Genomic DNA, 12,712 nt, shown 5'->3' with positions numbered 1-12,712 from the left:
AACGTCGATATGGTTGGTGAAGCGGTGGGTTGGTGTTATAGTGAACACCGTTTCCAAACTATTTGACTGGCAGGTCGATGCCCATGATCAAACAACGAACGTTGCAGAACACGATCCGCGCCACAGGCGTGGGACTCCATTCCGGAGAGAAAGTGTATCTGACGCTGCGGCCCGCAACGCCCAATACGGGCATCGTGTTCGTACGTACTGATCTCGACCCGGTGGTGCATATCCCGGCGCATGCCGAGAGCGTTACCGACACCAATCTGTGTACCGCGCTATCCAAGGATGGCGTCAAGGTTGCCACAGTCGAACATTTGATGTCGGCGTTTGCCGGCTTGGGTATCGACAACGCCTACGTCGAGTTGAGCGCCCCCGAGGTGCCGATCATGGACGGCAGTGCGGGTCCGTTCGTGTTCCTGATTCAGTCAGCGGGTATCGCCGAGCAGGCCGCGCCGAAGCAGTTCATTCGCATCAAGCAGGAAGTCACTGTCAGCGACGACGGCAAGCAGGCGACCTTCTTGCCTCACAACGGTTTCAAGGTCAGCTTCGCGATCGATTTCGATCATCCGGTCTTCGAGCAGCAGAAGCAGACGGCCAGCGTCGATTTTTCCACCACTTCCTTCGTCAAGGAGGTCTCTCGCGCACGCACCTTCGGCTTCATGCGCGACCTGGAGTTCCTGCGCTCCCAAAACCTGGCGCTGGGCGGCAGCCTGGACAATGCCATCGTTCTCGATGACTACCGCATCGTTAATCAGGACGGACTGCGCTATGACGACGAGTTCGTAAAGCACAAGATGCTGGATGCGATCGGTGACCTGTACCAGTTGGGCCACAGCCTGATTGGGGAATTCAAGGGCTACAAGTCCGGGCATGGTCTCAACAACCAGCTTTGCCGCGAACTGCTTGCGCACCCTGAGGCTTACGAAATCGTGACCTTCGAAGAAGCGACTCAGGCTGCACCGATCTCCTACGCAGCGCCTGCCATGGCTTGATGAGCCTCCGGTCATCGCCAACGGGACGATGCCGTTCTGCCGTAGAATTCGACGCCGATCCCTGGATCGGCGTTTTCGCGTTTGAACGGTGAGCGGCAGGCGCGGCCAGTTGCCACCCTGGTGTGAGAGAAGGATGAGGCCGGTGTCACGAGCTCGAGTCGCTGCCGGTTTCCGGCGGCGCATGGGCGTGGGATGCCAACCGATTCAATGACCGCTTGAGCGGTGACTCTTCCAGACCTTCCGCGCAATCGGACAGCGCTTCGGCCCCGGCTTGAGACAGCCGCCGCGTCTGTCTCGGGATCGCCTTGACCGGCCGGATCGGGCGCACCTTCAGCGAGAATTTCATCACCGCCTCGAACCCCGGCAGTTGATGCAGCAGCTTGAGCAAGCGCGGCTGCTCGTAGCGCAGCCAGGTCAGCCAGGCTGCGCGATCGGTGATCAGCGTCAAAACGCCGTCATGGTAGCCGCCGACGTAGATATGCTCGGCCACATCCGGCGGCAGCTGATGTCTCAAGTGGCTCTGGGCACGTTCGATCAGCGTTGCCATGCGCATCACGTCGCCCAACCCCCCCGGTTGGGTCAGGAGTCGGGAAACGGGCTGGGCTCGCAAACGCTTAGCCTTTATACTCATCGGCTTGCACGCGGTGGGGATAGACCCGCTAAACCTATCACGACGCGGAGTTCGTCGACAGCATGAGTTCGGCCAAAGCGCAGTCCGGTCAGCGTGGTTCCGTATGGCGCCCCCGGCAGCGAGCCCATTGGTGGCTGGCGAGTGTGCTGGTCGGCTGTCTGTTGCCCGCGGGTTTGATGCACGCGGAAGCCATGCGGCTGGCAGAGCGTCTGACCCAGGTTTATCTGATGGCCCCGGAGGCCATTCGTGCCGAGTCTCGACGCGTCGCTCGCGTTGCCGCCAAGCGTCCCACGCATCCTCAGGCCACAGCTTCTCTTGCGCCGCTACCCGGATATTCCGAACCCGTCGTGATCGCCAGCGCTGCGCTGGACGTCATCTCTCGGCGTGGCCCGCCTGTACCCGCCTGATCATCGTCATACGATTCATATCATCGCGGGTCGATGCAGCTGTCATGGCATCGCCTTCTCAGAGTTATGCAGGAAACCGAGTCAGGCAGGAAATAGATCATGTTGAACGGATTGCTACATAAATTGGTCGGTTCCAAGAACGACCGCGACGTCAAGCGCATGCGCAAGCAGGTGGTGGCGATCAACGACCTGGAAGCCCAGTTCGAGGCGCTCGATGACGCGTCACTCCAGGCCAAGACGACCGAGTTCCGTCAGCGGCTCGCCGATGGCGAGAAGCTCGATGCACTGCTGCCGGAGGCATTCGCCACGGTTCGCGAGGCGAGCAAGCGGGTTCTGGGCATGCGCCATTTCGACGTCCAGATGGTGGGGGGCATGGCGCTTCACGATGGGCGTATCGCGGAGATGAAGACCGGCGAGGGTAAAACCCTAGTCGGTACCCTGGCGGTCTACTTCAATGCGCTACCCGGCAAGGGTGTGCACGTGGTCACGGTCAATGACTACCTGGCCAGCCGTGACGCCAACTGGATGCGCCCGTTGTACGAATTTCTTGGCCTGAGTGTCGGTGTCATCGCTTCGGGGCAGCCCAACGAAGAGAAGCGTCAGGCCTATGCCTGCGATATCACCTACGGCACCAACAACGAGTACGGTTTCGATTACCTGCGCGACAACATGGCGTTCTCGTTGCAGGACAAGGTCCAGCGACCGTTGCACTACGCGATCATCGATGAGGTCGACTCGATCCTGATCGACGAAGCGCGTACGCCGCTGATCATCTCCGGTCCGGTCGAAGAAAACGTCGAGCTCTATCGCACGATCCATACGCTCTCCAAGCAGCTCAAGCAGTGCACCGACGAGGAAGACCCGACCACCGGCGATTTCCTGATCGACGAGAAGCAGAAGCAGGTCGAGCTGACCGAAGAAGGTCACCAGCAGGTCGAGACACTGATGCGGGAAGCGGGTCTGCTGAAAGCCGAAGATTCGCTCTACGCGGTACAGAATCTGGGGCTGCTGCAGCACATCCACTCGGCGCTTCGCGCACGCTGTCTCTACCACCGCGACGTCGACTATATCGTCGCCGACGGCAACGTCGTCATCGTCGATGAGCACACCGGCCGTACCATGCCGGGGCGGCGCTGGTCGGAAGGCCTGCATCAGGCAGTCGAGGCGAAGGAAGGGGTGCCGATCCAGCGCGAGAGCCAGACGCTGGCCTCCACCACCTTCCAGAACTACTTCCGCCTCTACGACAAGCTGGCGGGGATGACCGGTACCGCCGATACCGAAGCCTTCGAGTTCAATCACATCTACGGTCTCGACGTGCTGGTCATTCCCACCAACCGGCCGTTGGCTCGGCAGGATCTGAATGACCTGGTCTACCTGAGCGCCGAAGAGAAGTACGCCGCGATCATCGAGGACGTCAATACCCAGCGCGAGGCCAATCGTCCGGTGCTGGTGGGTACCGCCTCGATCGAGACGTCGGAGTATCTCTCCAAGCTGATGCAGGCAAAGAACATTCCCCACAACGTGCTCAACGCCAAGCAGCACGACAGCGAGGCCGAGATCATCGCTCAGGCTGGCCGTCCGGGCGCGATCACGCTGGCGACCAACATGGCCGGTCGTGGTACCGATATCGTGCTGGGCGGCAACTGGGAAGCCGAGGTCGCCAAGCTCGACAATCCGAGCGAAGAGCAGATCGCGGCAATCAAGGCCGACTGGCAGCAGCGCCATGCGGCGGTTCTCGAGTCCGGCGGCCTGCACGTGATCGGCTCCGAGCGCCACGAATCCCGACGAATCGACAACCAGCTGCGCGGCCGTGCCGGTCGTCAGGGCGATCCCGGCTCGACACGCTTCTTCCTGTCGCTGGAAGACAGCCTGATGCGTCTGTTCGGGTCGGATCGCGTGCAACGCCTGATGGGCGCGCTGGGGCTGGAAGAAGGCGAGGCCATCGAGCACAAGATGGTCTCCAATGCGGTCGAGCGGGCGCAGAAGAAGGTCGAGGGGCGCAACTTCGATATTCGTAAGCAGCTGCTGGAGTACGACGACGTCTCCAACGACCAGCGTCGGGTCATCTACGAACAGCGCGACGATATCCTCGCCGCCGACGAGATCTCCGACAACATCGCCAGCATCCGCGACGAAGTGCTCGAGCAGACGGTCTCCGACTACGTGCCGCCGCAGAGCCTGCCGGAACAGTGGGAACTGGCCGGGCTCCAGGATCAGATAAAGCAGGAATTCAATCTCGACCTGCCGCTGGTGCAGTGGGCGGAAGAGGATGACAACTTCAACGAGGAAGTGCTGCGTCAGCGTCTGCTGGACCAGCATCGCGGCCAGTACGTCGCCAAGGTCGAGGCGATCGGCGCCGACATGATGCGGCGCTTCGAGAAACAGGTGATGTTGCAGGTGCTCGATACTCGCTGGAAGGAGCACTTGCAGTCGATGGATCATCTGCGTCGCGGCATTCATCTGCGTGGCTATGCGCAGAAGAATCCGAAGCAGGAGTACAAGCGCGAGGCCTTCGAGCTGTTCCAGTCGCTGCTCTACAACATCAAGCACGACGTGACGCGTATTCTCAGCCACGTTCAGGTTCGTCGTCAGGAAGAGGTCGAGGATCTGGAGCGTCAGCGCCGTGAAGCACTGGAGCGCGAGAAGGCTTCCAGCCAATCGGTACATGAGGACGCGGTCGCCGCCGCCCAGCAGACCGCTGAGGGCGCGGGGCCCGAGTCCGAGGTCGAAACCGACGACGCCAACGCCCAGCCGGTGCGCCGCGAGGGCCCCAAGGTCGGTCGTAACGACCCGTGCCCGTGCGGTTCCGGCAAGAAATACAAGCAGTGCCACGGCACGCTGAGTTGAGTGGGTTCCGGACTCGGGCCCGGCCCGAGTCCGCCAAGGAGAATCGACATGGCGGTAGGTAAGTCAGTGTTTCCGCAGATGCCCGCCATCGACGGCGTGCGGCTGGGCACGGCGATGGCGGAGATCAAGAAGCCGAATCGGCGTGATCTGGTGGTGATCGAGGTGCCGGAAGGGGCAACGGTGGCAGCAACGTTCACGCGCAACGCCTTCTGCGCTGCCCCGGTGCACGTCGCTCGGGACCATCTGCAGTCAGCGGCGCCGCGTTATCTGTTGATCAATACCGGCAACGCCAATGCCGGCACCGGGGTGCGCGGGCGTCAGGATGCCGAGAGTTGCTGTGCCTCGCTGTCGGATCTCGCCGGTGTCGATGCCCATCAGGTACTGCCGTTCTCGACCGGCGTGATCGGCGAGCCTCTGCCGGTGGCGCGCATTGTCGCCGGCCTGCCCGCAGCGCTGGCCTCCTTGAGCGAGGAGGGATGGGCACTGGCCGCCGAAGGCATCATGACCACCGACACCCGCATCAAGGGCTCATCGGCCCAGCTCGAACTCAGCGGTGGTACGGTCACGATCAACGGCATCAGCAAGGGCTCGGGCATGATTCAGCCCAATATGGCGACCATGCTCGGCTTCGTCGCCTGCGATGCCAAGATCGATCCGGTCAGGCTCCAGCAGTGGCTGCGCGACGCGGTTCAGGTGTCGTTCAATGCCATCACGGTGGACTCCGATACCTCCACCAATGACGCCTGTACCTTGATCGCCACCGGGCGCGGTCCCGAGGTCGAGTCGGCCGAGGACGAGCGGCGTTTCCGTGAGGCGCTGACCTCGGTGCTGACTGAGCTGGCCCAGGCGATTATTCGCGATGGCGAGGGGGCGACCAAGTTCGTCACGCTTCAGGTCGAACAGGCCTCGAGCGTCGACGAGGCGAGGGCGGTAGCTTTCACGGTAGCGCATTCGCCGCTGGTCAAGACCGCTCTCTATGCGAGCGATGCCAACTGGGGGCGTATTCTCGCGGCGGTGGGCCGGGCGCCGGTAAAAGACCTGGACGTCGATCGCATCGTCATCGATCTCGGCGACGAGCGACTGGTCGAACACGGGGGGCGTGCCGACAGTTATACGGAGCAGGCCGGCGCCCGAGTGATGGCTCGGGAAGAGATCGTCATCCGCATTCGGCTCGGCCGTGGTGATTCCCATGCCACGGTCTGGACATCGGATCTGTCCCACGATTACGTATCGATCAACGCGGATTATCGGAGTTGATCGATCTTTAGACGTTGCGCGCCATGACGACCTCGCGCGTCAGGGTCAAGCCTGTCTGAAAAATCGACGAGCGGTGGCCAGACAAGGCAGAAGTCGGCGAAAACGGACCGGGCTGGCGCACCAGTTTACGAGAGTGTAAATGAGTATTTCGAGCCGATTTTCAACGCCGTAAGGGCGAGCGCAGGCATTTTTCAGACAAAGCGTAAACACAGCAGTGGTACGAGAGACTGAGCAAAATGATCAAAAGACGGGTCCATGTAGCGGCAGCAGCCGTCATTCGCGGCGACGGACGAGTGCTGATCGCCAGACGCCCTGCGACAGTCGACCAGGGCGGTCTGTGGGAATTTCCGGGGGGCAAGCTGGCGCCCTACGAAACCGGGCTCGAGGCGCTCAAGCGGGAACTGAGCGAGGAGCTCGGCATTCAGATCGTACGTGCTCAGCCGCTGATCCGCGTGAACCACGAATATGCCGACAAGCATATTCTGCTGGATGTCTGGCAGGTGAGGGAATACGACGGCGATCCATATGGCCGGGAAGGCCAGCCGGTACGCTGGGTCGAAGTCGACGATCTGCCCAACTATCCGTTCCCGGCGGCCAATCTGCCGATTCTCCGGGCGGTAGCGCTGCCTCAGGAGTACCTGATCACTGCCGAGGCCGCGGACGACGACGCCTTTCTGGCCAGGCTCGAGCGGGCGCTGAAGGAAGACAGCATCCGTCTGGTGCAGCTCCGCGCCAAGGGGCTGGACGACGCTGCCTATCAGGCTCGCGCCGAGAAGACGCTCGCGCTGTGCCGCGAACATGGCGCCAAGTTGCTGCTCAACGCGGACCCTGAGTGGCTGCAGCGTGTCGATGCCGATGGCATCCACTTGACCAGCGCGCGACTGATGGAGCTCAAGCACCGTCCCATCCCCAGCGACAAGTGGCTGGGCGCATCGACCCACGGCGACGAGCAGCTCGCCCAGGCGGGGCTGATCGACTGCGATTTCGTCACCCTGTCGCCGCTGGCGCCGACACCGTCGCATCCGGACGCGACGACCATTGGCTGGCACGATTTCCAGCAGATGGTCGAGACGGCCGCGATGCCGGTCTTTGCGCTGGGCGGCATGACGCGCCACCACGCCAATCAGGCCCGGGCCGTCGGTGCCCAGGGTATCGCCTCGATTCGGGATTTCTGGCGTAACGATAGCGACTGACGCCGACAGACTATCGAGAGGCATGACGACAGACGCCGCGCAATTCGCGCGGCGTCTGTCGTTCGAGTCGGGGCTGGCGGGATCTGGATCGCGTTATCGCGGGACGGGATCCCGCAGCGTCATTCCTGACCGCGTTCGAGTCGGTCGATGAGCTCGTCGAGTTCGGTTTCGTCCATGTGAGGTTCGCCTGCGATGCGGTGCGAACCGTCCGCCCAGGCGCCCAGGTCGAGCAGCTTGCAGCGCTTCGAACAGAACGGGCGATAGGGGTTCTCGGACGTCCACTCGACCGATTTCTGGCATTGCGGGCAGGCAACGGTCAGCGTTTTGGTCGCGCCTGACCCCGTCCCTGAATCGTGACTGGCATCGTTGCTTGGGTCGTTACGTCGAGTCATGGGGAAAATGTCGTGTCGATGGCTGTTGTGTAAGGGCGGTCGCACAAGCGCTGTCGTATAAGCGCTGTCACGCGAAGACAACTGTGTCGCCAGTCACTGGATCGCTTGAGCGAACAGCTGACGATACCTGGCATCCAGACGGGCAACCTGCTCCTGCAGGTTGTGTCGGTCGCCACCATTGTCGATGACGTCGTCGGCCGCTGCAAGGCGGCGTTCCCGAGGGCTCTGGGCCGCCAGTATGGATTCCACCTGGCGCTGGTCGACACCGTCTCGCGCCAGGGTACGCTGAATCTGAATGTCCCGGGGGGCATCGACGACCAGAATCCGGTCGACCAACTGATGTTGCCCGGATTCGATCAGCAGCGGCGATACCAGCAGGCAGTAGGGCGCGCCGGTGTCGCGTAGCCGCTCCAGGTGCGTCAGCAGCCGCTGGCGGATACGCGGATGCGTTTCCCGTTCCAGCCATTGACGTTCGTTCTCGTCGTCGAAGATCCGGGCTCGCAGCGCGCGGCGGTCGAGGGTGCCGTTCGCGTCGAGGATCGTCGGACCGTAGCGCTGCGCAATGGCGACCAGGGCGGGCTCGCCGGGCATGACGACTTCACGGGCCACGTGGTCCGCGTCGACCCAACCGATGCCGAGGGCGCCGAAGGCCTCCGCCACCGCGCTCTTGCCGGAACCGATCCCGCCGGTGACACCGACGACCCGGGTACCGCTTTTACCCTCGGTCTTCGTGACGTGGATGCTCATCCCCAGCCTCCCAGTAGCAGCGCCTGATAGCTTGCCAGCAGGGGAGCGCCGACCAGCAGCACGATCCATCCGGCCAGCGCGATGTAGGGGCCGAAGGGCATCGTCTGATCTCGATCCTGTTGGCGAGACGCGATAAGTATCAGACCGGCGATCGCCCCCACGCCTGCGGAAAGCAATAGCAGTAGCGGCAGGCTCTGCCAGCCGAGCCAGGCACCGAGTGCCGCCATCAGTTTGAAATCACCATAGCCCATGGCCTCCTTGCCGGTGACCAGCTTGAACAGCCAGTAGACCGACCACAGCGACAGATACCCGGCGACAGCGCCCAGCACGGCGCTCTCCAGCATCAGCGGTGCGAACAGCCATTGGTAAAGCAGCCCGGCCCAGAGTAGCGGCAGGGTCAACGCATCCGGCAACAGCTGGGTCCGCCAGTCGATCACCGCCAGGGCCAGGAGACTCAGGCAGGCGCCGATCAACCACAGACTTTGCCAATCCACCCCGTGAAGTGCGATGACCGCCACTGACAGCAGTGCCGCTGCCAGCTCGACCAGCGGATACTGGACGCTGATCGACGTACCACACGCCGCGCAACGGCCGCGCCGCTTGAGCCAGCCGACCAGCGGCAAGTTGTCATGCCAGGCAATGAAATGCCCACAGCTGGGACAGTGAGAGCGCGGCGTCGCCAGATTGTAGCGGGAATCGGCTTCTGCCGGCTGCTCCAGCGCTTCCAGCGCCTCGGCACGCCAGCGCCGCATTAGCATCACCGGCAGACGCACGATGACCACGTTCAGGAAACTGCCCAGCGCCGCGCCGAGCAGGAACGCCAGCGGCCAAGTAAGCAAAGGGGGAAGATCGGACAACGGAAGCTCCACGAACATCGAATAAATAGTCAGCGCTAAGGGTAACGCATATGAAAGCTGGCTTTTGAGTGCGCTGAGGTCGAGATTCATTGTCGAGCGCTTTTGCCGCTAGGCGCCCGACGCCGAGAACCCGGAGCGGACGCGGTTGTCCGTGAGGATTTCGAGGTGGCGGGCAACAACGCGGCGGATGCGCGCAGTCATGAATAACAACCTAAATGGCTGAGCCCATCTGGAAAATGGGCAGATACATCGACACCACCAGGCCACCCACCATCGTGCCCAGCACCACCAGAATGAACGGCTCGAGCAGCGAGGTCAGCGCGTCGACCTGATTGTCGACCTCTTCTTCGTAGAACTCCGCCACCTTGTCGAGCATCGTGTCCAGTTCGCCGGCCTCCTCGCCGATGCTGACCATCTGCACCGCCATGACCGGAAAGATCCGCGTGCGGCGCATGGCGAAGTTGAGCTGCTGCCCCGAGCCGACGTCCTCGCGAATGCTGGCGATGGCGCGCTGATGCACCCGGTTGCCGGTGGCGCCGGCGGCGGTGTCGAGCGCCTCGACCAGCGGAATGCCGGCGTTGAAGGTGGTGGCCAGCGTGCGTGAAAAGCGTGCGATCGAACCCTTGTCGACGATATTGCCGAGCACCGGCAGTTTGAGCATCAGCTGATGAGCGCGATAGGCAAACGCGGGCGAGCGCTTGATCGCCTGACGCAGACCGAAAATGGCGGCCGCGATGACCAGAATCGCCTCCCACCAGTAAGCCTGGGTCAACTGGGACAGGTGCACGGTGAACTGAGTGAAGGCGGGTAGCTCGGCGCCGAATCCCTGGAACAGACTCTCGAACTGAGGCACGACCTTGACCAGCAGCAGCGCGGTGACCGCAATGCCGACCAGAACCACCGCTGTCGGGTAGTAGAGCGCTTTCTTGACCCGCCCCTTCAGGGTCTCGATCTTCTCGCGGTAGCTGGCGACGCGCTCGAGCATCTTGTCCAGCGCACCGGCCTGTTCACCGGCGGCAACCATGTTGATGAACATTCGATCGAACCGCGAGGGGTGCTTGGCCAGCGCTTCGGAAAAGCTGGAGCCAGCGCTGATATCGTTGGCCAGCGTTTCGACCAGATTGCGCATGGCCGGGTTCTTGAGCGTCTCGGCGACGACCTTGCAGCCCTGCAGCAGCGGCACGCCGGCCCGGATCATGGTCGCCAGCTGGCGGGAGAATAGCGTGATGTCCCGCGCCTTGACCCGGCCCAGGCCGAACATGCCGGTCTTGCGCGTGATCCGCTTGACGATGATCTTCTGACGCGTCAGCTCCTTGCGCACGTCACCGATATGGCCGGCGATGAGCTCTCCGGAGACCACTTCGCCACGCAGATTCTTGCCACGCCACTGCCAGCGGTGCATCACGACCCGTCTGGGGGGCTTGGCAGGCTTCACCGATTTGGCTGACTTGAGCGTGATCGCCATGAGTGCGTTCCTGACGGTGAATCGATGAAAAGAGGGCTGCAAGGCCGCCGGTAGTCGCGACCTGGCTAGTCGGTGGTCACGCGATTGATCTCCTCGAGGCTGGTCACGCCTTGAAGCACCTTGTCGATGCCGCTCTGGCGGAGCCCGGGGAATCCGGCATCGCGCGCCTTGCGTGCCAGATCGAGTGCGTGACTGTCGGCCATGATCAACTGGCTCATGGCATCGTCCACCGGCACCACCTCGTAGATCCCGATGCGGCCCTTGTAGCCCAGCGTGCAGTGGTCACAACCCGTTGCGCGGTAGAGCGTGGCGCCTGCCAGCTTCTCCGGTGAGACCCCTTCCCGGCGCAGCGCCTCCAGAGGAATCTCCGCCGGCGCCTTGCAGCGCGGGCAGAGCAGGCGGGCCAGGCGCTGGGCGATGATCAGCGACACCGAACTGGCGATATTGAAGCTCGCGACGCCCATGTTGCGAAGTCGCGTCAGGGTTTCGGCCGCCGAGTTGGTGTGCAGCGTCGACAGCACCAGGTGGCCGGTTTGCGCTGCCTTGACCGCGATCTCCGCGGTTTCCAGATCGCGGATCTCGCCGACCATCACCACGTCCGGATCCTGGCGCAGAAAGGCGCGCAGGGCGCTGGCGAAGTCGAGGCCGATGCGCGGCTGGACGTTGACCTGATTGACCCCTGGCATCTTGAGCTCCACCGGGTCTTCGGCGGTCGAGATATTGCGCTCTTCGGTATTGAGCAGATGGATGCCGGTGTAGAGCGTGACCGTCTTGCCGCTGCCGGTGGGGCCGGTCACCAGAATCATGCCCTGGGGTTCGACCAGCGCGACTTCGAACAGCCGGCGCTGATCCGGGGCAAAGCCCAGCGCATCGATGCCGAAGCTGGCGGTCCGTGCATCCAGCAGGCGCAGCACGATCTTCTCGCCGAAGACGGTAGGGAGCGTGTTGACGCGAAAGTCGATGGCCCGATTGGCGTCCAGGCGAATCTTCATGGCGCCGTCCTGGGGCAGGCGGCGTTCGGAAATATCCAGCCGTGCCATGACCTTGAGCCGCGCGGCCAGGCGGGTGCGCAGGTTGAGCGGCGGCCGGGCGATCTCGATCAACATGCCGTCGACGCGAAAGCGAATCCGGTAGCTGGATTCGTAGGGCTCGAAGTGGATGTCGGACGCGCCGCGATGAATGGCGTCGCGCAGGATCTTGTTGACGAAGCGCACCACCGGCTCGTCTTCCTCGCCGCCCTTGTCGAAAGCCGCGGCTTCGCTCGCCAGATCCGCATCGCTGGTATCCAGTGTCAGCGAATCGCTGGCTTCCCCCAGCGCTTCCAGCATGCCGGAGGTCTCCTGGTGCTGGTAACGCTTGGCCAGCGCCCGTTCCAGCTGATCGAACGGCACCAGCACGCCCTCGATCGCGAGTCCGGTGGTGAACTGCAGCTCGTCCAGGTTCGCCAGCGTGGCGGGGAAGGCGATCGCCACGGTGAGGCGGCGGTCGTCGCGCGCCAGCGGCAGCACCGGAAAACGACGGATGACCCTGTCCGCCACCGGCTCGATGACCGGCAGCTTGTCCCAGTCGACTTGCGTCAGGTCCATGAACGGCAGGCCATACTCGCGAGCCGCCAGAATGCCGGCCTCGCGGGCATCGATGCGACCTGCCCGAACCAGAAACTCCAGCAGCGTCAGCTGCTTGTCAGCCGCTTCACGGAACGCCTGCTTGCACTCCGCCGCGCCGATCAGACGATGTTCGATAAAGCGCTGAGCGAGACTGCTCTGTGCACGCGATGTGATGACGTCCGGCATGGAAGTAGGCGCCCCGGCTGACTGGCTGACGAACGGGCAGGCGATCGATCGAAACCTGAAAAGCCGATCTTCACCGTCTCTGATGAGTCTGCTATCGGCGAACGTCATTTTTTCTTTAAGTATTCTTC

At 62.9% G+C, this 12,712-nt stretch carries 11 protein-coding genes; 5 read left to right on the top strand and 6 right to left on the bottom strand.

Features of this window, described 5'->3' with window-relative positions:
- The first annotated feature begins 83 nt into the window (after positions 1 to 83).
- Positions 84 to 995, top strand: coding sequence for a UDP-3-O-acyl-N-acetylglucosamine deacetylase (gene lpxC, locus BTW07_RS12810; protein ID WP_075570563.1), 912 nt, complete (start codon positions 84 to 86; stop codon positions 993 to 995).
- Between the two features lie 145 nt (positions 996 to 1,140).
- Here the strand turns inward: lpxC and BTW07_RS12805 are convergent, their stop codons facing one another.
- Positions 1,141 to 1,626 (bottom strand): DUF721 domain-containing protein, encoded by a 486-nt coding sequence (locus tag BTW07_RS12805; RefSeq protein ID WP_075570562.1) that lies wholly within the window; start codon positions 1,624 to 1,626, stop codon positions 1,141 to 1,143.
- Positions 1,627 to 1,688: 62 nt separating this feature from the next.
- Between BTW07_RS12805 and BTW07_RS20180 the strand changes: the two genes are divergently transcribed.
- From BTW07_RS20180 to BTW07_RS12785, 4 genes are all read left to right on the top strand, one after another.
- On the top strand, positions 1,689 to 2,033 hold the full coding sequence (locus BTW07_RS20180) for a hypothetical protein (RefSeq protein WP_075570561.1): 345 nt from the start codon (positions 1,689 to 1,691) through the stop codon (positions 2,031 to 2,033).
- Between the two features lie 99 nt (positions 2,034 to 2,132).
- Positions 2,133 to 4,880, top strand: coding sequence for a preprotein translocase subunit SecA (gene secA, locus BTW07_RS12795; protein WP_075570560.1), 2,748 nt, complete (start codon positions 2,133 to 2,135; stop codon positions 4,878 to 4,880).
- Positions 4,881 to 4,928: 48 nt separating this feature from the next.
- Complete coding sequence (gene argJ, locus BTW07_RS12790; RefSeq protein WP_075570559.1) at positions 4,929 to 6,137, top strand: bifunctional glutamate N-acetyltransferase/amino-acid acetyltransferase ArgJ; 1,209 nt, start codon at positions 4,929 to 4,931, stop codon at positions 6,135 to 6,137.
- A 236-nt stretch (positions 6,138 to 6,373) separates the two neighbouring features.
- On the top strand, positions 6,374 to 7,330 hold the full coding sequence (locus BTW07_RS12785) for a Nudix family hydrolase (RefSeq protein WP_075570558.1): 957 nt from the start codon (positions 6,374 to 6,376) through the stop codon (positions 7,328 to 7,330).
- Positions 7,331 to 7,449: 119 nt separating this feature from the next.
- Here BTW07_RS12785 and yacG read toward each other — a convergent pair whose 3' ends face one another.
- The 5 genes from yacG to pilB all read right to left on the bottom strand — a co-directional run bounded on the left by yacG (position 7,450) and on the right by pilB (position 12,584).
- Positions 7,450 to 7,722, bottom strand: coding sequence for a DNA gyrase inhibitor YacG (yacG, locus tag BTW07_RS12780; RefSeq protein WP_083941841.1), 273 nt, complete (start codon positions 7,720 to 7,722; stop codon positions 7,450 to 7,452).
- A gap of 93 nt (positions 7,723 to 7,815) precedes the next feature.
- A complete protein-coding gene (gene coaE, locus BTW07_RS12775; protein WP_075570557.1) occupies positions 7,816 to 8,469 on the bottom strand; it encodes a dephospho-CoA kinase in 654 nt (217 codons plus the stop codon).
- Positions 8,466 to 9,344 (bottom strand): prepilin peptidase, encoded by an 879-nt coding sequence (locus BTW07_RS12770; protein WP_075570632.1) that lies wholly within the window; start codon positions 9,342 to 9,344, stop codon positions 8,466 to 8,468. Before BTW07_RS12770 ends, coaE begins: the two co-directional genes overlap by 4 nt.
- Positions 9,345 to 9,537: 193 nt before the next feature.
- The gene (locus BTW07_RS12765; protein WP_075570556.1) at positions 9,538 to 10,791 is read right to left on the bottom strand and encodes a type II secretion system F family protein; all 1,254 of its coding nucleotides are present in this window, start codon (positions 10,789 to 10,791) and stop codon (positions 9,538 to 9,540) included.
- A gap of 65 nt (positions 10,792 to 10,856) precedes the next feature.
- Complete coding sequence (gene pilB, locus BTW07_RS12760) at positions 10,857 to 12,584, bottom strand: type IV-A pilus assembly ATPase PilB (RefSeq protein WP_075570631.1); 1,728 nt, start codon at positions 12,582 to 12,584, stop codon at positions 10,857 to 10,859.
- Positions 12,585 to 12,712: the final 128 nt, after the last annotated feature.

Source organism: Salinicola socius (genome assembly GCF_001937195.1).
GTDB lineage: Bacteria > Pseudomonadota > Gammaproteobacteria > Pseudomonadales > Halomonadaceae > Salinicola > Salinicola socius.
The sequence above is the reverse complement of the archived record's forward strand: the minus strand, read 5'-3'. Positions and strand labels throughout refer to the sequence as shown.